The organism is Actinomycetospora aeridis (assembly GCF_037400275.1).
GTDB lineage: Bacteria > Actinomycetota > Actinomycetes > Mycobacteriales > Pseudonocardiaceae > Actinomycetospora > Actinomycetospora aeridis.
This window is the reverse complement of record NZ_JBBEGL010000007.1, coordinates 116,917-134,761: the sequence shown is the minus strand read 5'-3', so window position 1 is coordinate 134,761 and position 17,845 is coordinate 116,917. Positions and strand designations below refer to the sequence as shown.

Genomic DNA, 17,845 nt, shown 5'->3' with positions numbered 1-17,845 from the left:
CGCTCAGCCGGCGGGCACGGGCTCCGGGAGGGCGGTCACGAGCTCCTCGAGACGGGCCCGGTCCGCTCCGCCCAGAGGTGACAGCGGCTCGCGGGGGTCGCCGACCGCGAGCCCGCGGGCGGTGACGGCCGCCTTGACCGCCGGGATGAAGTTCGTCGACAGCATCGCGTCGACCAGGGGATAGACGCGTTCCCACGCGGCACGGGCCCGCGCGAGGTCGTTCGCCGCCACCGCGCGGGCGACCGCGACCAGCTCGGCGGGGACCGCGTTCGCCGTCCCGCACATGACCCCGGCGGCGCCGTCGCACAGCGCCGCGAGCGCGAGGGCGTCCCAGCCGACGATGGTCGACACGACGTCGCCGTGGTGGCGGATCAGCCGGCCCACCTGCGTCATGTCGGCGCTGGTGTCCTTGATCCAGCGGATGGTCCCGACCTCGCGGGCCAGCGCCCCGACCGTGTCGGCGTCGAGGAACACCCCGGTCGCCGCGGGCAGGTTGTAGAGCATCACCGGGACGTCGACCGCACCGGCGACCGTGCGCAGGTAGCGCAGCGTCTCGTCCATCGTCAGCGCCTCGTAGAACGGCGTGACCAGCATCAGCACCGACGCCCCGGCCCGCTCGGCGTGCCGCGAGTGCGCGATCGCCTCCGCGGCGGTGAGCCCGCCGGTCTGCGCGACGACCGGGACGCGCCCCGCGGTCTGGTCGACGACGGTCTCGACGACCCGGCGCCGCTCATCGGCGCTCAGGGCGGCGAACTCGCCGGTCGAGCCGCAGGCGACGACGCCGCTGACGCCGCCGTCGATGCTGCGGTCGACGACGGCACGCAGCGTCGGCTCGTCGATGCCGCCGTCGGCGGCGAAGGGGGTGACCAGGGCGGACAGGACGCCGGAGAGCTCGGTCATGACAGGACCTCTCGGGGGGTCGGGATCGGACGGCGGGTGGAGGCGCTCAGCACGCCGCGCACCTCCTGCGCGGCGGTGAACCCCGAGCGGACGGCGGTCTCGGTGAAGAGCGTCCCGAGGTGGTCGCCGGCCAGGAACACGCGACCGCCCCGGCGACGGGTCAGCGCGGGCTGGAGCCGACCGCGCCCCGGGAACGCGTACGGCGAGCCGGTCGGCCAGCGCTGCAGCGACGCCTCGGCGACGCCCACGCCCGGCAGGACGTCGGCGAGGTCGTCCGCGAAGCGGTCGAGGACCGCGTCGTCGTCGAGGTCGCCCAGCGCCCGGGCCTGCGCCGCGGGGGCGAACACCATGAGGCTGCCGCCCGGGATCCGCTCGCGGGCGTGGCCGTGCACGACGTTCGACATGTTGATCACGACGCTGAACGAGCGCTTCGGCGTCGCGATCGCGTAGGTGTCGTCCCAGGGGCGTCGCGACGTCTCGTCGGTCAGGAACGCGGCGCTGACGAACGGGCCGTACTCGATCTGCGCGAGGGCGTCGCGGAGGTCTCGGTCGAGGTCCACCGCGATCCGGTGCGTGACATGCGCCTGGGTGGCCAGCACGGCGGTCCGCGCCTCGACCTCGTGGTCGCGCTCGTCCTGCCGGTAGCGCACGACGACGGAGTCGGCGCGGTGGACGACCTCGTGCACGGTCGCGCCCAGCTCCACGCGCTCGCCCAGCGCCGCGGCGATCGTCCCGGTCACCGTCGACGGCCCGCCGAGGATGTTCCGGTTCAGCCCGGCGCCGATGTTCCAGACCAGGCTGAAGTAGCCGACGCCGGCCCCGGCCGCGATCTGGTCGAGGTCCGCCGACGAGCGCGTGACGGTGGGGGCGAACAGGGCCTCGGCGTCCGGCGGCAGCGGCCCGACGAAGTCGGCGAACGACCGGTCGTTCATGAAGTCGTACACCCGCTGCTGGCGCTCGGCGTCGCTCTCGTGCCGTCGCCGCGCGACGATCCGGGCGTAGCGGGCGACCGCGAGGCGCACCTTCAGCCCGGCGCGGACCAGCTGCGCCCGGTCGCGCCACGACATCGGCACGCGGAAGGGGAAGGTCTCGACGCGGCCGCCGGTCAGCAGCGTGCCGTTCATCGACAGGCCGGCGAGCGAGCCGGGCACCTCGACCGCGTCGACTCCGGTGCTGTCCAGCAGCCACGAGGTGGCCGAGTCGCCGCCCGCGTAGACGTGCCCGCCCCAGTTGAGCCAGTGGGCCCCGCGCGGCTCCGACCGCACCCGGCCCCCGACGCGGTCGGCCGACTCGAGCAGCGTCACGTCGTGGTGGCGCAGCCGCCAGGCGGCGGAGAGGCCGGCGAGCCCGCCGCCGACGACGATGGCGTCCTTCATGGGCACGACGGTGTCAGCGCGGGCGTGCGGAAACCTCCGACAGCACGACGAAAGATCGCCGGACCGTTCCGACAGATCGTCGGAAACGGCGTCGTGACGACGCCGTCATGCATACGACATGAACGCGATTCCGGGCGCGATGCCGGATTCCGGCGACGCCGCAGGAACCCGCAACTTCGCAGCAGGATTCTGCGTACCGGCGCGGAGGAGCGCTCGCTACCTTCATCGCACCGACGCTCGGACGCCGCACCGCGGACACCTCGGACTCACTGCCGAGAAGCCACCACCCGCGCAGGAACGCTCCTGCTCCTTGCCACTACCCGTTCCCGGGAGACCTCATGCCCCGCATCGCCTATCTCGTGTCGAGTGCCCGCGAGATCGATCTGCGCGACAGCAGCCATCACCCGACCGGCTACTGGGCCGAGGAGGCGCTGAAGGCCTACGAGCGACTGGCGGCGGCCGGGGCCGAGGTCGTCGTGATGACGCCCGACGGCGCGCCGCCGGTCGCCGACCCGTACAGCCTGGAGCCCCAGTTCCACTACCCGGACGCCGACCGGGACTACTTCGCGTCGGTCTACCGGACCTTCCACCAGGACCCGGACGACATCCGCATCACCCTGCACCACTCCACCGAGCAGCAGCTCGTGGCCGCCCGGCGGATCGTCTACCGGCTGGTGGACACCGGCATGACGCCGACCGAGGCGCACGAGCTCGTCAGCCGGGCCGCGAAGTCCGCGTGGAAGCAGGACAAGCTGCTCGTCGACGTCATGCTTTCGGAGGGCCTGGACGGCGGCCTGTCCGAGCAGACGCTGCGCGAGGCCGTCGCGGACCTCGAGGCCGACGCGCAGGCCCTCTCCGAGGAGCGCCAGGCCAAGCTCGAGGCCATCCCGGGCTTCCGGTCGCCGGTCGCGCTGTCGGACCTGGGCGACGAGCAGATGGCGGCGTTCGACGCGGTGTTCGCGCCGGGTGGCCACGGTCCGATGGTGGACCTGGCCCACGACGAGAAGGCCGGCCGGCTGCTGGAGATCCTGCACGAGAAGGGCGCGGTCGTCGCGTCGCTGTGCCACGGCCCGGCCGTGCTGCTGGCCGCTCCGGAGCGCTGGGACGGCCAGTGGCTGTTCGAGGGCTTCCGCCTCACCTCGTACACCGACGAGGAGGAGGACCAGAACCGGATCGGCATGCTCGGCATGCCGTGGTACCTCGACGCCGCGCTGAAGAACGCCGGCGCGATCTTCGACGACGCCCCGTTCGCCTGGGCGTCCCACGTCGTCGTCGACCGGAACCTCATCACCGGTCAGAACCCGAACTCCACCGAGGCGACCGCCGACGCCGTGCTCAAGGCCCTGAGCCTGTGAGCCCCCACCACCCGAGGAGCGCGCAGTGACCACCAGTCCACGCCAGACCGTCGAGGCGTTCCTGACGGGGTTCCGTCACCTGGACTCCGACGCGGCCCTGTCCACGGTCTCCGCCGACGCGCGGATCACCGTCTACCCGCTGCAGATCGTCGACGCCGGCCGCGACGCGATGGCCACCCTGCTCCAGGACATCGCCCGGTCGCTCCCGGACCTGATGCTCACGGTCCGCAGCGTGCTCGAGCTCGGTGGGGTCGTCGTCGCCGAGGTCAAGATCGAGGGCACGCAGGCGGCCGACTTCCTGGGCGTCGTCAACCAGGAGAAGCACCTCGACGTGGACAGCGCGTGGCGCTTCACCGTCACCGGTGAGGAGATCACCGGGATCGACGTCTACTGGTGCCAGAACCAGCTCCTGCGCCGCCTCGCCGTGAAGCGCACCGACCAGATCGCGATCGTCTGAGAGGGAGGGAATCGTCATGACCGAACTGGCATCCGCGCCGGCCACCATGACCGCTGAGCAAGCGGTCGCCGTCGTCACCGAGTTCTTCGACCGCTACCGCCGCCGCGACGTCGAGGGGATGGTCGACCTCTGCACGGACAACGCGGACTTCTCGTACCCGCCCTTCGAGGTCTGGGCCAAGCAGCGGGTGTTCCGCGGTGACGGCAAGGTCCGCACCGTCGGCAAGGTGATCTGGACCGGGCTGATCAACTCGTTCCCGAACCTCGGCAACGTGGTCCACCAGATCGACGGCAACGACAACGGCGACGTCGCGGTGGTCTGCGACATCACCGGCACGCAGCAGATCGCGTGGGCGTTCATCAAGCCGGCCGGCGGCTCGATCGTCGCCCCCCATCTGTTCATCCTGCACGTGGACGGCGACGGGCTGATCGACAGCATCCGCGCCTACTGGGACAACGCCCAGGTCTGTCGCGACCTCGGCCACCTCGAAGTCGACTGAGAAGGGGACACTGACGATGGCGCTCCTCAAGCGCGAAGAGTGGCAGGACTTCGTCCGCGACGTCGACTGGACGCTCTCGTACGTCGACGACGAGGCGGTCTACCCGGAATGGTTCTCCGGCACCGGCAAGGTGCCGCGGGAGGCGTGGCTGAACTGGGAGGAGGACTACAAGGTCTCCTACCAGGAGTACGTCTACACGCAGAAGGAGAAGGAGGCGTCGACGTACGCGGTCAAGGCCGCCCTGTCGCGCTCCGACACGTTCGACCACCTCGACGAGGGCTGGAAGTCCGCGACGAAGATGCACTTCGGCGGCGTCGCCCAGGTCGAGTACACGGCCACGCTCGCCGAGCTGAAGATGGCGCGGTTCGGCCTCAACGGCGCGTGGCGCAACATGGCCACGTTCGGCCAGCTCGACGAGCTGCGGCACAACGCCCTCACGACCTACTTCGGTCACGAGCTCGTCGTGAAGGACCCGCAGTACGACTGGACGCAGAAGACCTACACCACGAACGACTGGGTGCCGATCTCCCTGCGCACCCTGTTCGACGGCATCATGACCACGTCCAACGTGGTCGACTGCGCGCTGCAGGTGCCGCTCGCGTTCGAGACGGGCTTCACCAACCTGCAGTTCGTCGCGCTGTCGGCGGACGCCCTGCAGTCCGGTGACATCAACTTCGCCAACATGATCTCGTCGATCCAGACCGACGAGGCGCGGCACTCCCAGCAGGGCGTCGCAACGCTGCAGATCCTCGTCGAGCACGACCCGACGCGCGCGCAGTGGGTCATCGACAAGGCGTTCTGGGGCTCCGCCCGCGCGTTCTCCGCGCTGACCGGGCCGGCGATGGACTACTACACCCCCCTCGAGCACCGGAAGCAGTCCTACCGGGAGTTCATGGAGGAGTGGATCGTCGACCAGTTCGTGCGCACGATCGAGGACTACGGCCTGAAGAAGCCGTGGTTCTGGGACGAGTTCATGCGCGGGCTCGACACCTGGCACCACAGCCTGCACATGGGTCTGTGGTTCTGGCGCCCGACGATCTGGTGGCGCCCGAAGGCCGGCGTCAGCAAGGACGAGCGCGACTGGCTGCGGGAGAAGTACCCGAACTGGGAGCAGACCTACGGCGACAAGTGGGACGTGATCATCGACAACGTCAACGCGAACAACGTCGAGGCCACGCTCCCGGCGACGCTGCCGTACCTCTGCAGCCTCTGCCACCTGCCGTGCTGCAACCCGACGCAGTCGCGTGACGGCAGCTGGCGCGTGCGCAACAAGCCGCTGACCTACGACGGCCGGACCTACCACTTCTGCTCGAACGGCTGCCGCCAGATCTGGTGGAAGGACCGGGACAACGTCAACCACGAGACGCTGGTCGACCGCTTCCTGGCCGGGCAGATCCAGCCGATGGACCTCGGCGGGCTCATGAACTACATGAGCATGACCCCCGACGTCATGGGTGACGACGCCGACTACGAGGCCTGGACGAAGGACTACGCGGGCCGGACGGCCACGGGTCTCGCGGTGCCGGCGGGAGCGCAGGCATGAGCGCCGAGACGGTGGACAGCCCGATGGACGCCGCACCCCAGCTGGTGCCGCTCAACGCGATCTTCTCCACCGACTTCGTCGAGATCCTGGTGCCGGTCACCACGGCGAACACGATGGACGAGGTCGCCGCCGCGGTCGCCGACCACGTCGAGGGCAAGCGCGTGCGCGCCCAGCCCTTTCCCAAGGTCGTCGTCCACCGGGGCCGGAAGCTCCCCGGGGAGATGACGGTCGCGGAGGCGGGCATCGGCCCGCTGGACCACGTCGCCGTCGAGTACGACCAGGGAGCCCCCTCATGAAGAACCCCGTCGGGCCGATCCTGTCGCTGGGCGACGAGACCGACCAGATCATCGCGGCGATCGAGGACGACAACCCGCACACCGAGATCGAGATCATCGACCGCGGGTCCTACGTGCGGATCCAGGGCGAGGACCGCCTCGTGCTGACCGAGGCGACGCTGCAGGAGTACCTCGGCTCGGACTACCGCATCCGCTCGCTCGAGAACCTGATGTCGTCCTTCACGGGCCGCGCCATCACCGCGAGCGACAAGATCACCTGGCAGCGCAAGGGAGCCACGACATGAGCGCGCCCGCCCGCAAACCGCGCAAGCAGCGCACGTTCTCGGCGTTCGGTGACGTCCGGAAGATGCCGAGCGAGTACGAGATCGTCACGCACGCGCAGAACTGGAACACCCGCGACGGGCGGATGTCGACGTTCGAGCAGAACCCGTCGTCGCCGATCAACCTGTGGTTCCTCACCTACCGGGAGAACTCGCCGCTGCAGGTCGACGACTGGAACGGCTGGCACGACCCGGACAAGGTCGCCTACCGGTCGTACGTCAACCTGCAGGCCGAGGAGCAGCTCAAGCTCGACGGCATCCTCGACAGCTACAACGAGGCCGGCTCGGACGCCTCGCTGTCCGCGGAGCAGGTCGCCCGGCTCGGCGCGCTGTTCACGCCGTCGCGCTACCTGGTGCACGGGTTCCAGCAGGTCCAGGCCTACATCGGCTACCTCGGCCACAGCTCGTACATCACGAGCGCGGCCGGCTACGCCAACGCGGACCTGCTGCGGCGCGTCACGATCGTCGGGTACCGCACCCGCGAGCTGCAGCTCGCCCACCCGGACTCCGGGATCGGGACCGACGAGCGCCGGCACTGGGAGCAGGACGCGGCGTGGCAGCCGGCCCGCGAGGCCGTCGAGCGGATGCTCGTGGCCTACGACTTCGGCGAGGCGTTCACCGCGCTCAACCTGGTGCTCGCGCCCACATTGGACGACGTGCTGCTCCGCCAGCTCGGCGAGGTCAGCAAGGCGAGCGGCGACGAGCTGGAGTGGCTGCTGTCGGCCCAGCTCACCAAGGACGCCCGGCGTCGCGACCGCTGGTGCGGCGGGCTGGCCCGGTTCACCGTGGCGCAGCGCGCGGAGAACACCCGGCCCCTGCACAAGTGGATCGACCGCTGGGCGCCGCTCGCCGACGCCGCCGCGGAGGGGCTCGCCCCGCTGCTCGGCAAGCCTGCCGCCGAGGTCGTGGCCGAGGCCCGCGCGGCGCGGGAGAAGCTCCACGCGGGCATCTTCGACGTCGCCGACGCCACGGTGGCGGGGTGATCGGCGATGGCTGAGACGGCGACCTGGCAGTGGCACGTGGTGATGCCGCTCGACGACCTCTGGGAAGGCGAGATGGAGGCCGTCGAGGTGGACGGCAGGTCCGTCCTCCTCGTCAACCACGAGGGCGAGGTCTACGCCTACAAGAACCGGTGCCCCCACCAGGAGTGGCCGCTGCACGACGGTGACCTCGACGAGAAGGAGCTCACCTGCGCCAACCACCTGTGGGTCTTCGACGTCACCACGGGCAAGGGCGTCAACCCGTCCAACTGCGCCCTGATCGGCTACCAGTGCACGGTGGACGACGACGGCAACATCCTGGTCGGCCTGGCATGAGCAGGTTCGTCCTGGTCGGTGGCGGGGTCGCGAGCGCGGCCACCGCCACCGGCCTGCGGGAGGCGGGGTTCGACGGCGAGATCGTGATCGTCGCCGCCGAGCCCCACCTCCCGTACGAGCGGCCGCCGCTGTCCAAGGAGTACCTGGCCGGGACGTTCGCGGTGGAGGACTTCCGGGCCAACCCCGAGGACTGGTACGCGCAGCACGACGTCGAGCTGGTGCTCGGCACCCGCGTCGAGGCGCTGCGGCCGGCCGAGCGCCGGGTGTCGCTGTCCGACGGCCGCGCGCTGGGCTACGACGCGCTCGTGCTCGCCACGGGTGTCCGGGCGCGGACGCTCGACGGGTTCGCCGGCGAGCGCGTGCACGCGCTGCGCACGCTGGCGGACTCGCAGCGGCTCGGCGAGCGCCTGTCGGCGGGCAGGCACCTGGTGATCCTCGGCGCCGGGTTCATCGGGTGCGAGGTGGCCGCGGTGGCGGCGGAGCGCGGTGTGCGGGTGACGGTGTTCGAGCCGGAGCCGCTGCCGCTGGGCCGCGTGCTGGGACCGGAGTTCGGTCGCGCGATCGTCGACATCCACCGCGAGCACGGCGTCGCGATCCGGACCGGCGAGGTCGTCACCGCGATGACCGAGACCGGCGCCGGGCTCGAGCTGACCACCCGCGACGGCGAGATCGTCGCGTGCGACGAGCTGCTCGTCGGCGTCGGCTCGGTGCCGAACGTCGAGCTCGCCGTCGAGGCCGGCCTCGCCGTCGAGCGCGGCATCCTCACCGACGAGTACGGCCGGACCAGCGCGCCCGACGTGTACGCGATCGGCGACGTCGCCGAGCGGCTCCACCCGGAGCACGGCCGGCGGTTGCGGGTCGAGCACCACGACACGGCCGTCAAGCACGGCGGGAACCTGGCCCGCACCCTGCTCGGACACGCCGAACCGTTCACCGGGCAGCACTTCTTCTGGTCCCACCAGTACGACCACAACCTGCAGTCGCTGGGTCAGCTCACCGGCGAGGGCGAGACGGTGATCCGCGGGTCGGTCGAGGACCGCTCGTTCGCGATCTTCTCCCTCGTCGGGGGACGGATCGCGGCGATGGTCGCGCTCGACCGCCCGCGCGACGTGCTGCAGGCGCGCAAGGTGATGGGCGTCCCGCACGAGGTCACCGCGGAGCAGCTCGCCGACCAGGACGTCGCACTCAAGAGCCTGCTGCCGCGCGGGGCAGGCGCACGCCGATCGGAGGTTGTCCGATGACCGCACTGGCGGACATGACCGACATCGTCGTCCGGAAGGACCAGGTCCGGGTCGCCGAGGCCGAGGCCACCGCAGCACTGGACCGGGTGGTGGGCCAGCCGGCCGTGCCGGCACGCGCCCGGCTGCGCTTCGGCCCGGGGAGGACCTGCGAGCAGCTGGCCCGCGTGCTGGACGAGGCGATCGTCCGGGCGCAGGAGGCCGGGCTCGACACCGACGTGCTCGTCCTCTCCGGCGCCACGGCCGTGGCCGCCGAGGACATCGTGCGCGTCCGGCGCAAGGCGCACGGCGTCGCCGACTGGATCAGCAGCAAGACCAGCGACGTGACGATCGTGCTGCGCCCCAGGGGCGTCGTGGCGTCGCGGTCCGTGCCGGTCGAGGCGCCCGCCCCGGCGGCGGAGCCGCGGCCACGGGACGACCGGCCGGAGACCGGGGCCGAGCTCGCTGTCCGCGAGGCGCTCTACGACGTGATCGACCCCGACCTCGGGGTGAACGTCGTCGACCTCGGCTTCGTCCGCCGGGTCCGGCTGGACGACGCGGGCGTCGCCACGATCACCATGACGCTGACGTCGGCGGCCTGCCCGCTGACCGACGTGATGGAGATCCAGGTCAAGCACGAGATGGACGCGATCGACACGGAGTTCCGCGTCGAGTGGGAGTGGCTGCCGACCTGGAAGCCGGCCGACATCACCGACGACGGGCGCGAGCAGCTGAGGGCCATCGGCTTCTCGGCCTTCTGACCGATTCCGACGACACGGGAGACACGGCGATGACGGACGCCCAGGTGACGGTCGAGACGCTGGAAGCGCTGATGAAGGCGTTCAACGCGCACGACCTGGACGCGATCATGGAGTACTTCACCGACGACTGCGTGTTCGACGCGTCGAAGGGCCCGGACCCGTGGGGCGCGCGCTCCACCGGCAAGGACGCCGTCCGCGCGGCGCTGGCCGCCCGGTTCGCGGGCGTCCCCGACGTGCAGTACGACGCCGACCGGCACTGGGTCAGCGGTGACCTCGGGGTGTCGGAGTGGCTCGTGCACGGCACGACGACCGACGGCACGACGATCAACGCGCGGGGGTGCGACCACTGGGAGTTCCGCGGCGAGCTGATCTCCCGCAAGGACTCCTACTGGAAGATCGTCGGGTGATCCTCGACGTTCACCCGGCTCCCCTCCTGGAGCGGCTCGTCCCGTCGACGTCCGGCGACACCTTCACGGTGCTCGACCCGTCGACGGGCGAGCCGATCGCCGAGGTCCCGCGGGTCGACGGCGCCGCCGTCGGCGCCGCGGTCGAGGAGGCCTCCCGGGTCCTGCCGGGCTGGGCGGCGACCGCGCCGCGGCGGCGCTCGGAGATCCTGGCGGCCGCGCACGAGCTGATGCTCGACGAGCTCGAGCCGCTGGCGTGGCTGATGAGCCTCGAGATGGGCAAGACACGGGCGGACGCCCGGGCCGAGGTGCGCTACGCCGCGGAGTTCTTCCGGTGGTTCGCCGAGGAGGCCGTGCGGATCGGGGGCGAGCTGCGCACCGCTCCGGGCGGGGCGAACCGCATCCTGACCGTGCACCGTCCCGTCGGGGTGACGCTGCTGCTCACGCCGTGGAACTTCCCCGCGGCGATGGCGGCCCGCAAGCTCGCCCCCGCGCTCGCGGCCGGCTGCACGGCGCTGCTCAAGCCCGCGGAGGACACCCCGCTCACCGCGCTGTACCTCGCCGACCTGCTGGCCCGCGCCGGCGTGCCCGAGGGCGTCGTCCACGTCCTGACCACGGACCGGCCGGGCGAGCTGGTCGAGCGCGCGCTCGCCGACCCGCGGGTCCGCAAGCTGTCGTTCACGGGATCCACGCCGGTGGGCCGGGCCCTGCTGCGCCAGACCGCCGAGCGGATCGTCAACACCTCGCTCGAGCTCGGCGGGAACGCGCCGTTCGTGGTGCTCGACGACGCGGACCTCGACGCCGCCGTCGAGGGCGCGATGATCGCGAAGATGCGCAACGGCGGGCAGGCGTGCACGGCGGCCAACCGCTTCCTGGTGCACACCGCGGTCGCCGACGACTTCGCCGAGCTGCTCAGCGCCCGGATGGCGGCGCTCGTCGTCGGCCCCGGCACCGACGAGGCGACCCAGCTGGGCCCGATGGTCAACGCGCGCCGCCGGCACGACCTCGCGACCCGGGTCGAGAGCGCCGTCGGCGACGGCGCGAAGGTGCACACCGGGGGAGCACCCCTGGACCGGCCGGGGTTCTTCTACCCGGCGACGGTGCTCAGCGGCGTCGACCGCGAGGGCGTCCTGTCGGTCGACGAGACGTTCGGTCCGGTCGCGCCGATCATCACGATCGCCGACGACGACGACGCGGTCGCGCTGGCCAACGCCTCCGAGTACGGGCTGGCGGGCTACGTGTACTCGCGCGACCTCGGCCGGGCCCTCGCGGTGGGCGAGCGGCTCGGCGTCGGCATGGTCGGGGTCAACCGCGGCGCCCTCTCCGACCCCGCGGCGCCCTTCGGCGGCACGAAGCAGTCCGGGCTGGGCCGCGAGGGCGGCTTCGAGGGTATTTACGAGTTCCTCGAGACGACCTACCTGGCCGCCGACTGGTGACCGCGGCGCGGCGTCTCAGCCGTGCTGCTCCTCGCGGCCGGAGAGGGCGTCGCTGCACGCGCGGGGCGTCATGCCGTACCGATCGCGGAACTCGTTGATGAAATGCGACGTCGAACGGTAGCCGACGGCCTTCGAGATGTTCGTGATGCTGGACTCGTTCTCGATGAGCAGCTCGCGCGCCTTGGTGAGACGCATTTCCTTGATGAACTGGTACGGCGACTTCCCGGCGACGTCCCGGAACAGGTGCGAGAACGCGGACGGGCTCATGAACGCGCGCTCCGCGAGCTCGCTCACCGACAGCGGTTCCGCGAGGTTCTCGTGCACGTAGGCGATGATCGCGCTCACCGGGTTGCTCTGGCTCTCGCTCGCCGCCCGCTCGATCAGCCGTGAGTACTGCTCGGCCTGCAGCGCGCGATAGACGATCTCCTTGAGGTAGACCGGCGCGAGGATGCGGCGGTCGGCCCCGTTCGAGAGGGCGCGCAGGAAGCGCAGGATCGCGTCCATCATGTCGCGGTCGAGCGCCGAGACGAAGGACGGCTTCGTCGGCTTCTGGGGCCGTGAGCTGGTGAAAGCGGTGGTCTGGCGCTCGAGGAGGATGTCCGACGACACCTGGCGCACCAGCTCGTGGTCGAGCTGCAGGCCGAACGAGAGGAACGGCTTCGCGGGGCTCGCCTCGATGATCTCCGTGCGGAAGGGCACGTTGTCGTTGATCGCGAAGTAGGTCAGCGGGTCGTAGTAGGTCTTGCCGCCGTCGGCGGTGACGCACTTGCGGCCCTGCGCGATGACGCACAGGTGCAGTTCACGGACCTCTTCCCACATCGGTACCGCCGGGGCGTCGTACCGGTACATCGTGAGACCCGGCCACAGCCCTTCGTTGATCCCGATCTTCGGGGTCCTGGTCTTGAGCTCGGCGACCAGATCGCCCGGGGTGATGCGGAATTCCAGAGGGTTCAGGCTGGTCATCGATTCCTCCCGACCTGGGGCCCAGGTGCGCGTCCGTGGTGGTGAGACCGCCGTGTCTCAGCAAGGGAGCATGCGTTTCCTGAGAAGATACAGGGCGGTTCACGGGCATGTGAAGGTCCCGACGGGCGGAACAGGCGTCAGGGACGGCGCCGGGCGGCGCGGACCGCCCACGCCAGGCTCGCCAGCGCCACCGCGGCGAGCAGGCCGACCGGGGACCACAGGTTCGCGGGCGCGGGCAGCATCGCGCTGAGGACCGCGAACACCGCGCTCGCCAGCAGCACGAGCACGACCGTGCGTGCGCGGAGACCCTCCGGCGCCGGGTGCCGGGGCAGGCGTGTCCGTCGGCGCGCGGTGCGCCGGTAGTCGGCCATCAGGCCCTCGAACTCGCGCGTCTCGCGGGCGTCGAGCGGGCGCTCCTCGTCCCGGGGCGGGGGCTGTGACGACGAGGACGACGGGGACACAGAAGGGGTTCGCGCGGGACCGCCCGTCGGATCGCACCGTTCCGCCGTCTCAGCGCGCGGTCATCCGCAGGGCGCCGTCCATGCGGATGGTCTCGCCGTTGAGGTAGTCGTGCTCGGCGACCATGCCCACGAGGCGGGCGTACTCGTCGGGCCCGGCGAGCCGCTGCGGGAACGTCACCGAGGCGGCGAGACCGGCGCGGACGTCGTCGCTGAAACCGGACATCATCGGGGTGTCGACGATGCCCGGGGCGATGGTGACGACGCGGATGCCGTACTGCGCGAGGTCGCGGGCGGCCGTGACGGTCATGCCGGCGACCCCGGCCTTCGAGGCCGCGTAGGCGACCTGGCCGACCTGGGCCTCGAACGCCGCGATCGACGCGGTGTCGACGATGAGACCGCGCTGGCCGTGGGTGTCGGGCTCGGTCTTCGCGATCTCCTCCGACGCCAGGCGCATCACGTTGAAGGTGCCCAGCAGGTTGACCTTGAGCACGGTGTGGAACAGCTCGAGGTCGTGCGGGCCCCGGCGGGACAGGATGCGCGCCGACGGGGCGATGCCCGCGCAGTTGACGGCCAGACGCAGGGGCGCGGCGCCCGCGGCGGTGGCGACCGCCGCGCGCACCGGTTCCTCCTGCGTGACGTCGGCGGGCAGAAGGGTCACGCCGTCGGGCACCGGCCCGGCCGCGGCGATCGACGTCTCCAGGTCGAGACCGAAGACCGTCGCCCCCCGTGCGGCGAGGTGTGCCGCGGTGGCGGCGCCCAGGCCGGACGCCGCGCCGGTGACCACCGCCGCGATGCCGTCGATGTCCATGGTGGCTCTCCTGCGCTCGGTGGGGCCGCCGACGGGACCGTCAGCGGGCGAACCCGCGGCTGATGACCAGTCGCTGGATCTGGTTGGTGCCCTCGAAGATCTGCATGATCTTCGCCTCGCGCATGAAGCGCTCCACCGGGAAGTCGCGGGTGTAGCCGTAGCCGCCGAACACCTGGACGGCGTCGGTGGTGACCTTCATGGCCGCGTCGGTGGCGACGAGCTTCGCGACGCTCGCCTGCCAGCTGTAGGGGCGGCCGAGGTCGCGACGACGGGCGGCGTCGAGGTAGGTCGCGCGCGCCGAGTCGACGGCGGCGGCCATGTCGGCGAGCACGAAGCCCAGGCCCTGGTGGTCGACGATCTTCCGGCCGAACGTCTCGCGCTCGTTCGCGTAGTCGACGGCGGCCTCCAGGGCGGCCTGGGCGAGCCCGGTGGCGCAGGCGGCGATGCCGAGCCGACCGGAGTCGAGGGCACTGAACGCGATCTGCAGGCCCTGGCCCTCGCGCCCGATCAGCCGGTCGGCGTCGAGGACGGCGCCGTCCCAGTGGGCCGTCGCCGTCGGGACGGCGTGCAGGCCCATCTTCTCCTCGGGCTTCCCCCAGCTCAGCCCGTCCGCCTGCCCCGGGGCGAGCAGGCAGGAGATGCCCGCGGAGCCCTCGCCGGTCCGCGCGAACAGCGCGTAGAAGTCGGCGATCCCGCCGTGCGTGATCCACGCCTTCGTCCCGGTGATCCGGTAGCCGTCCTCGACCTGCTCCGCCTTGCACCGCAGCGCGGCGGCGTCCGACCCGGCCTGGGGCTCGGAGAGGCTGTAGCCGCCGATCTGCTCGCCGGCGAGCATGCTCGGCAGCCAGCACTGCTGCTGCTCCTCGCTGCCGTACGTGGCGAGCGGGAAGCACGCGAGCCCGTGCACGCTCGTCGCCACGGCCACGGCCGCCCAGCGGGCCGCGAGCTCCTCGAGGACCTGCAGGTAGACCTCGTACGGCTGGCCGCCGCCGCCGAGGTCCTCGGGGTAGGGCAGCCCCAGCAGGCCGGCCTCGCCCAGCGTCGGGAACAGGCCCTCGGGATAGGTCTCCGCCCGCTCGTGCTGCTCGACCCGTGTCGCGAGCTCCTTGTCGGCGAGGTCGCGGGTCAGCTCCAGGAGGTCCTCGGCCTCCTGGGTGGGCAGCAAGCGGTCGACGGCCATGGGTCCTCCTGTCGGTACTGAAGTACGCTACACAGTACCGATAGAGCCGGTGAAGGGATGCCGATGTGACCAGCGCCCCCGTCCGCCGTGGTGAGGCCCGGCGCAACGAGCTCGAGGCCGGCGTGGTCGAGCTGGTGCTCGCCGAGGGGTTCGCCCACCTCACCCTCGACGACGTGGCCGCCCGGCTGCGCTGCTCGAAGCGGACGCTCTACACGCTGGCCGGGAGCAAGGAGCAGCTCGTCCGCGCCGCGGTGGTCGGGTTCTTCCGGGGCGCGACCGCCCGCGTCGAGGAGAGCCTGGGACGGGCGCGCTCACCCCGCGACCGCATCGCGGCCTACCTCGGTGCGGTCTCGCGCGAGCTCGCCGCCGCCTCGCCGCGGTTCTTCGACGACGTGGCGTCCTTCCCGCCGGCGGCCGAGGTCTACGAGCGCAACACCCGGGTCGCGGCCCGGCGCATCGGCGAGCTCATCGACGAGGGCGTGGCGGCGGGCGCGTTCCGTGCCGTGCATGCGGGGTTCGTCGCCGACCTCGTCGCGGCCCAGATGGTGCGCATCCAGCAGCGGGCGGTCGCCGAGGCGACGGGGCTGTCCGACGGCGAGGCCTACGCCGAGCTCGCCACGCTCGTCGTCGACGGGCTCGCTGCCTAGGACGCGGCGACGGCCTTCGACTGCTCGACGGCGAGCCGGTCGACGAGGTCGTTCATCTCGTCGCCCGAGTGGCCCTTGGTCCACCGGAAGGACACGTCACCGCGGTCGTTGACCATGGTGATCAGCGGCTCCCAGAGGTCGCGGCTGACCACGGGCTTCTTCGCGCTGGTCGTCCAGCCCCGCGCGATCCAGCCCTTCCACCAGCCGTCGCGGAAGCAGTTCACGACGTAGGTCGAGTCGCTGACGACGACGAGCGGGCCGTCGAGCGCGCGCACCGCCTCCAGCGCGGCCTGGATCTCCATGCGCTGGTTCGTGGTGCCCGGGGCGCCGCCGCTGTCCTGGCGGCCGTCGCGGGTGGCCCAGGCCCAGCCGCCCGGGCCGGGGTTGCCGGAGCACGCGCCGTCCGTCCACACCTCGAGCGCGCCCTCGGCCGCCGGCATGTCCGGGCGGGGCGGCTTCTTGGCCTTGGTCGTGCTCGTCGTCTTCTTCGGCGTGGCGCCCGCGCCCGACGTGTCGGCGCAGGCCGCGTGCGCCCAGCGCTCGCCCGAGCGCGCGATCTCCTCGCCGGGGGAGACGGCGGAGGCGCAGACCCCGCACGTGGTGGCGTACTTCGCGGTCATCGGCACACCGCCCAGGCTAGATGCGCCGACTGCGGGCGCCGCCGGGCGCTCCACTCGAGATCACGAGCGCGTCGTGCACTCGTGTCGGCCGGGCGAGGTGCACCCGCCGCCCGTGATCTCCGGCCGACGCCTTCCGCGTCCGACGGCCTACGGTGTCGCCGTGAGCTCCGCCGACGACCTCTCCGAGAGGGATGCCGACCACTGGCGGGAGCACCCGCCGGTCGCGGTGCTCGCCGAGCGGCTCAAGGAGCGGATCTACGCCGAGCTGACCGTCGTCGCCGTCGTGCTCGGGCTCGCGGCGGCCGGCGCGGAGGGAGCGGGGGCCGCGGCCCTGTCGGTCGCCGGCACCGTGCTGGGCCTCTGGCTCGCCACCGTCGCCGCCGATTACCAGGCCCACCTCGCCGCCTACGGCCACCGGCCGCGGGGTCACGAGCTGCGTCGCATGCTGTTCGTGTCGAGCGCGCTGCTGATCGCCGCGGTCGGGCCGCTCCTGCTGATCGGCGTCGCGGCCCTGGACGTGCTGGAGCTGACGACCGCGCTCTACACGTCGGCCGGGATCTCGCTGCTGATCATGTTCGGCTGGGGGCTCGGGATCGGGCGCCGGATGGGCTCCGGGTTCGTCGCGGCCCTCGTCGCCGGGCTGGTGAACGTCGCGATCGGGGGCGTCGTGATCGCGGTCAAGCTCCTCGCCGGCCACTAGAGGAGCGTCGGCACGTACTCCAGGAGCTGGAGCCGCCCGTCGAACGTGCGGGTGTCGACCATCTCGAGGCGGATGTCGGGGTAGTGGTCGAAGACCCTGTCCCGGCCGGTGACGCCGGTGATCACCGGGAACACGACGACCCGGAAGCGGTCGACGAGGCCGGCGCCGAGCAGCGCCCGGGTCAGGGTGAGGCTGCCGACGGTGCGCAGGGACCGCGGGTGGTCCTGCTTCAGGGCCCGGACGGCGGCGACCGGGTCGGTGTCGACGAGCTCCGTGTTCGCCCAGCTCAGGGGCTTCTCCAGCGTCGAGGAGAACACGATCTTCGGCTGCGCGGTCATCGGCGCGAGCTCGTCGGGCATCTCGGTGGCGAACCCCGACATGAGCCGGTAGGTCGTCGCACCCAGCAGAGCGGTGTGCTCCTCCTGCTCGTCGAGCCAGCCGAGGTACTCCGGCCCCTCCATGCCCCAGAAGCCGGGCCAGCCCTCGCCGGCGCCGTACCCGTCGAGCGAGATGATGAAGTCGACCATGAGCGTGGGCATCGGTCCGTCCCTTCGTCGGTGTCGGTAGTCCTAGAACAGTACTCAAC

22 protein-coding genes are annotated in these 17,845 nt (G+C 71.8%); 14 read left to right on the top strand and 8 right to left on the bottom strand.

Features of this window, described 5'->3' with window-relative positions; all coding sequences use genetic code 11:
* Window positions 1-3: 3 nt before the first annotated feature.
* Window positions 4-900 carry a dihydrodipicolinate synthase family protein gene (locus WCD41_RS24210; RefSeq protein ID WP_337717303.1) on the bottom strand — a complete coding sequence of 299 codons (897 nt, stop codon included), beginning with the start codon at window positions 898-900 and terminating at the stop codon, window positions 4-6.
* Complete coding sequence (locus WCD41_RS24205) at window positions 897-2,276, bottom strand: flavin monoamine oxidase family protein (RefSeq protein WP_337717300.1); 1,380 nt, start codon at window positions 2,274-2,276, stop codon at window positions 897-899. Before WCD41_RS24205 ends, WCD41_RS24210 begins: the two co-directional genes overlap by 4 nt.
* A 338-nt stretch (window positions 2,277-2,614) precedes the next feature.
* Here WCD41_RS24205 and WCD41_RS24200 point away from each other — a divergent pair, with 338 nt between their 5' ends.
* Genes WCD41_RS24200 through WCD41_RS24145 form a run of 12 tightly spaced genes read left to right on the top strand, consistent with a single transcriptional unit; the run spans window position 2,615 to window position 11,880 of the window.
* Window positions 2,615-3,631, top strand: coding sequence for a DJ-1/PfpI family protein (locus WCD41_RS24200; protein WP_337717298.1), 1,017 nt, complete (start codon window positions 2,615-2,617; stop codon window positions 3,629-3,631).
* A gap of 25 nt (window positions 3,632-3,656) precedes the next feature.
* On the top strand, window positions 3,657-4,088 hold the full coding sequence (locus WCD41_RS24195; protein ID WP_337717296.1) for a nuclear transport factor 2 family protein: 432 nt from the start codon (window positions 3,657-3,659) through the stop codon (window positions 4,086-4,088).
* A gap of 16 nt (window positions 4,089-4,104) precedes the next feature.
* Window positions 4,105-4,587 carry a nuclear transport factor 2 family protein gene (locus tag WCD41_RS24190; protein ID WP_337717294.1) on the top strand — a complete coding sequence of 161 codons (483 nt, stop codon included), beginning with the start codon at window positions 4,105-4,107 and terminating at the stop codon, window positions 4,585-4,587.
* A gap of 16 nt (window positions 4,588-4,603) precedes the next feature.
* Complete coding sequence (locus tag WCD41_RS24185) at window positions 4,604-6,130, top strand: ferritin family protein (RefSeq protein WP_337717292.1); 1,527 nt, start codon at window positions 4,604-4,606, stop codon at window positions 6,128-6,130.
* Window positions 6,127-6,426 carry a toluene-4-monooxygenase system B family protein gene (locus tag WCD41_RS24180; protein ID WP_337717290.1) on the top strand — a complete coding sequence of 100 codons (300 nt, stop codon included), beginning with the start codon at window positions 6,127-6,129 and terminating at the stop codon, window positions 6,424-6,426. Before WCD41_RS24185 ends, WCD41_RS24180 begins: the two co-directional genes overlap by 4 nt.
* Window positions 6,423-6,710, top strand: coding sequence for an MmoB/DmpM family protein (locus WCD41_RS24175; RefSeq protein ID WP_337717289.1), 288 nt, complete (start codon window positions 6,423-6,425; stop codon window positions 6,708-6,710). The genes WCD41_RS24180 and WCD41_RS24175 overlap by 4 nt, the downstream gene beginning before the upstream one ends.
* Window positions 6,707-7,729 carry a ferritin family protein gene (locus tag WCD41_RS24170; RefSeq protein ID WP_337717287.1) on the top strand — a complete coding sequence of 341 codons (1,023 nt, stop codon included), beginning with the start codon at window positions 6,707-6,709 and terminating at the stop codon, window positions 7,727-7,729. The genes WCD41_RS24175 and WCD41_RS24170 overlap by 4 nt, the downstream gene beginning before the upstream one ends.
* 6 nt (window positions 7,730-7,735) lie before the next feature.
* Window positions 7,736-8,062, top strand: a complete 327-nt coding sequence (locus tag WCD41_RS24165) for a Rieske (2Fe-2S) protein (RefSeq protein WP_337717286.1) — start codon at window positions 7,736-7,738, stop codon at window positions 8,060-8,062.
* Window positions 8,059-9,303: an NAD(P)/FAD-dependent oxidoreductase gene (locus WCD41_RS24160; protein WP_337717285.1), complete on the top strand. Its 1,245-nt coding sequence runs from the start codon at window positions 8,059-8,061 to the stop codon at window positions 9,301-9,303. Before WCD41_RS24165 ends, WCD41_RS24160 begins: the two co-directional genes overlap by 4 nt.
* Entirely contained in the window at window positions 9,300-10,040 is a 741-nt protein-coding gene (locus WCD41_RS24155; protein WP_337717282.1) for an iron-sulfur cluster assembly protein, read from the top strand. Before WCD41_RS24160 ends, WCD41_RS24155 begins: the two co-directional genes overlap by 4 nt.
* A 29-nt stretch (window positions 10,041-10,069) precedes the next feature.
* Window positions 10,070-10,447: a nuclear transport factor 2 family protein gene (locus WCD41_RS24150; RefSeq protein ID WP_337717280.1), complete on the top strand. Its 378-nt coding sequence runs from the start codon at window positions 10,070-10,072 to the stop codon at window positions 10,445-10,447.
* Window positions 10,444-11,880: an NAD-dependent succinate-semialdehyde dehydrogenase gene (locus WCD41_RS24145; protein WP_337717278.1), complete on the top strand. Its 1,437-nt coding sequence runs from the start codon at window positions 10,444-10,446 to the stop codon at window positions 11,878-11,880. Before WCD41_RS24150 ends, WCD41_RS24145 begins: the two co-directional genes overlap by 4 nt.
* Window positions 11,881-11,895: 15 nt before the next feature.
* On the opposite strand, the gene WCD41_RS24140 is transcribed toward WCD41_RS24145, so the two are convergent.
* The 4 genes from WCD41_RS24140 to WCD41_RS24125 form a co-directional block, all read right to left on the bottom strand.
* Entirely contained in the window at window positions 11,896-12,843 is a 948-nt protein-coding gene (locus WCD41_RS24140) for an AraC family transcriptional regulator (protein WP_337717276.1), read from the bottom strand.
* Between the two features lie 137 nt (window positions 12,844-12,980).
* The gene (locus WCD41_RS24135; protein WP_337717274.1) at window positions 12,981-13,304 is read right to left on the bottom strand and encodes a hypothetical protein; all 324 of its coding nucleotides are present in this window, start codon (window positions 13,302-13,304) and stop codon (window positions 12,981-12,983) included.
* Window positions 13,305-13,353: 49 nt separating this feature from the next.
* The gene (locus WCD41_RS24130; protein ID WP_337717272.1) at window positions 13,354-14,112 is read right to left on the bottom strand and encodes an SDR family NAD(P)-dependent oxidoreductase; all 759 of its coding nucleotides are present in this window, start codon (window positions 14,110-14,112) and stop codon (window positions 13,354-13,356) included.
* Window positions 14,113-14,152: 40 nt separating this feature from the next.
* Window positions 14,153-15,292 carry an acyl-CoA dehydrogenase family protein gene (locus WCD41_RS24125; protein ID WP_337717270.1) on the bottom strand — a complete coding sequence of 380 codons (1,140 nt, stop codon included), beginning with the start codon at window positions 15,290-15,292 and terminating at the stop codon, window positions 14,153-14,155.
* 65 nt (window positions 15,293-15,357) lie between these two features.
* On the opposite strand from WCD41_RS24125, the gene WCD41_RS24120 reads away from it, so the two are divergent.
* The gene (locus WCD41_RS24120) at window positions 15,358-15,939 is read left to right on the top strand and encodes a TetR/AcrR family transcriptional regulator (RefSeq protein ID WP_337717268.1); all 582 of its coding nucleotides are present in this window, start codon (window positions 15,358-15,360) and stop codon (window positions 15,937-15,939) included.
* Here WCD41_RS24120 and WCD41_RS24115 read toward each other — a convergent pair.
* A complete protein-coding gene (locus WCD41_RS24115; protein ID WP_337717530.1) occupies window positions 15,936-16,559 on the bottom strand; it encodes a ribonuclease H family protein in 624 nt (207 codons plus the stop codon). The genes WCD41_RS24120 and WCD41_RS24115 overlap by 4 nt on opposite strands.
* 160 nt (window positions 16,560-16,719) lie before the next feature.
* On the opposite strand from WCD41_RS24115, the gene WCD41_RS24110 reads away from it, so the two are divergent.
* Entirely contained in the window at window positions 16,720-17,259 is a 540-nt protein-coding gene (locus WCD41_RS24110; protein ID WP_337717266.1) for a hypothetical protein, read from the top strand.
* Here WCD41_RS24110 and WCD41_RS24105 read toward each other — a convergent pair.
* Window positions 17,256-17,798: a dihydrofolate reductase family protein gene (locus WCD41_RS24105; RefSeq protein WP_337717264.1), complete on the bottom strand. Its 543-nt coding sequence runs from the start codon at window positions 17,796-17,798 to the stop codon at window positions 17,256-17,258. The genes WCD41_RS24110 and WCD41_RS24105 overlap by 4 nt on opposite strands.
* Window positions 17,799-17,845: the final 47 nt, after the last annotated feature.

Excerpts from the sequence above, each read along its gene's own strand:
- WCD41_RS24185 (WP_337717292.1), top strand. The coding sequence starts at position 4,604 with ATGGCGCTCCTCAAGCGCGAAGAGTGGCAGGACTTCGTCCGCGACGTC.
- WCD41_RS24140 (WP_337717276.1), bottom strand. The coding sequence starts at position 12,843 with ATGACCAGCCTGAACCCTCTGGAATTCCGCATCACCCCGGGCGATCTG.
- WCD41_RS24105 (WP_337717264.1), bottom strand. The coding sequence starts at position 17,798 with ATGCCCACGCTCATGGTCGACTTCATCATCTCGCTCGACGGGTACGGC.
- WCD41_RS24205 (WP_337717300.1), bottom strand. The coding sequence starts at position 2,276 with ATGAAGGACGCCATCGTCGTCGGCGGCGGGCTCGCCGGCCTCTCCGCC.
- WCD41_RS24150 (WP_337717280.1), top strand. The coding sequence starts at position 10,070 with ATGACGGACGCCCAGGTGACGGTCGAGACGCTGGAAGCGCTGATGAAG.
- WCD41_RS24175 (WP_337717289.1), top strand. The coding sequence starts at position 6,423 with ATGAAGAACCCCGTCGGGCCGATCCTGTCGCTGGGCGACGAGACCGAC.
- WCD41_RS24190 (WP_337717294.1), top strand. The coding sequence starts at position 4,105 with ATGACCGAACTGGCATCCGCGCCGGCCACCATGACCGCTGAGCAAGCG.
- WCD41_RS24165 (WP_337717286.1), top strand. The coding sequence starts at position 7,736 with ATGGCTGAGACGGCGACCTGGCAGTGGCACGTGGTGATGCCGCTCGAC.
- WCD41_RS24155 (WP_337717282.1), top strand. The coding sequence starts at position 9,300 with ATGACCGCACTGGCGGACATGACCGACATCGTCGTCCGGAAGGACCAG.
- WCD41_RS24170 (WP_337717287.1), top strand. The coding sequence starts at position 6,707 with ATGAGCGCGCCCGCCCGCAAACCGCGCAAGCAGCGCACGTTCTCGGCG.
- WCD41_RS24115 (WP_337717530.1), bottom strand. The coding sequence starts at position 16,559 with ATGACCGCGAAGTACGCCACCACGTGCGGGGTCTGCGCCTCCGCCGTC.
- WCD41_RS24130 (WP_337717272.1), bottom strand. The coding sequence starts at position 14,112 with ATGGACATCGACGGCATCGCGGCGGTGGTCACCGGCGCGGCGTCCGGC.
- WCD41_RS24210 (WP_337717303.1), bottom strand. The coding sequence starts at position 900 with ATGACCGAGCTCTCCGGCGTCCTGTCCGCCCTGGTCACCCCCTTCGCC.
- WCD41_RS24160 (WP_337717285.1), top strand. The coding sequence starts at position 8,059 with ATGAGCAGGTTCGTCCTGGTCGGTGGCGGGGTCGCGAGCGCGGCCACC.
- WCD41_RS24180 (WP_337717290.1), top strand. The coding sequence starts at position 6,127 with ATGAGCGCCGAGACGGTGGACAGCCCGATGGACGCCGCACCCCAGCTG.
- WCD41_RS24200 (WP_337717298.1), top strand. The coding sequence starts at position 2,615 with ATGCCCCGCATCGCCTATCTCGTGTCGAGTGCCCGCGAGATCGATCTG.
- WCD41_RS24125 (WP_337717270.1), bottom strand. The coding sequence starts at position 15,292 with ATGGCCGTCGACCGCTTGCTGCCCACCCAGGAGGCCGAGGACCTCCTG.